This is a genomic window from Streptomyces sp. MMG1533 (assembly GCF_001279775.1).
Lineage (GTDB): Bacteria > Actinomycetota > Actinomycetes > Streptomycetales > Streptomycetaceae > Streptomyces.
The window spans coordinates 1-849 of the sequence record NZ_LGDG01000220.1; the positions used below are offsets into that span (position 1 = coordinate 1).

General features: G+C 70.6%; 1 protein-coding gene. It reads right to left on the bottom strand.

Features of this window, described 5'->3' with window-relative positions; translation table 11 throughout:
- Nucleotides 1-849 (bottom strand): homocysteine S-methyltransferase family protein (locus ADK57_RS24715; RefSeq protein WP_199830678.1); only part of this gene is annotated, 849 nt, incomplete at both ends.

Sequence of the window (849 nt, forward strand, 5' to 3'; positions counted from 1 at the left end):
CCCCGGCGCCACACCACGCACCCGCTCCACCACCTGCCGCAAATGCTCCGGCGTCGTCCCGCAACAACCACCGATCAACGACAGACCGTACTCACGGACAAACGTCTCCTGCGCATCCGCCAGTTCGGGGGCCGTCAGCGGGTAGTGGGCGCCGTCCTTGCCGAGGACCGGCAGGCCCGCGTTCGGCATGCAGGACAGGGGGACACGGGAGTGGCGGGCCAGGTAGCGGAGGTGCTCACTCATCTCGGCGGGACCGGTGGCGCAGTTGAGGCCGATCATGTCGATGCCGAGCGGCTCCAGCGCGGTCAGCGCGGCGCCGATCTCCGAACCCAGCAGCATCGTGCCGGTCGTCTCGACGGTCACCGAGACGATCAGCGGGCGGTCCTCGCCGAGGGTGTCGAGGGCGCGGCGGGCGCCCAGGACGGCGGCCTTGGTCTGCAGCAGGTCCTGCGTGGTCTCGACGAGAAGCGCGTCGGCGCCGCCCGCGATCATGCCCTCGGCGTTCTGCTGGTAGGCGTCGCGCAGGGTGGTGTAGGGGGCGTGGCCCAGCGTGGGGAGCTTGGTACCGGGGCCCATGGAGCCCAGCACCCAGCGCTGCTGCCCGGTCGAGGCGGTGAACTCGTCGGCGACCTCGCGGGCGATCCGGGCACCCGCCTCGGACAGCTCGACGACGCGGTCGGCGATGTCGTACTCGCCGAGTGCGGCGTGGTTCGCGCCGAAGGTGTTCGTCTCGACGCAGTCGACGCCCACGGCGAAGTACGCCTCGTGGACGGAGCGGACGATGTCCGGGCGGGTCAGGTTCAGGATCTCGTTGCAGCCCTCGAGATTCTCGAAGTCCTCCAACGTGGG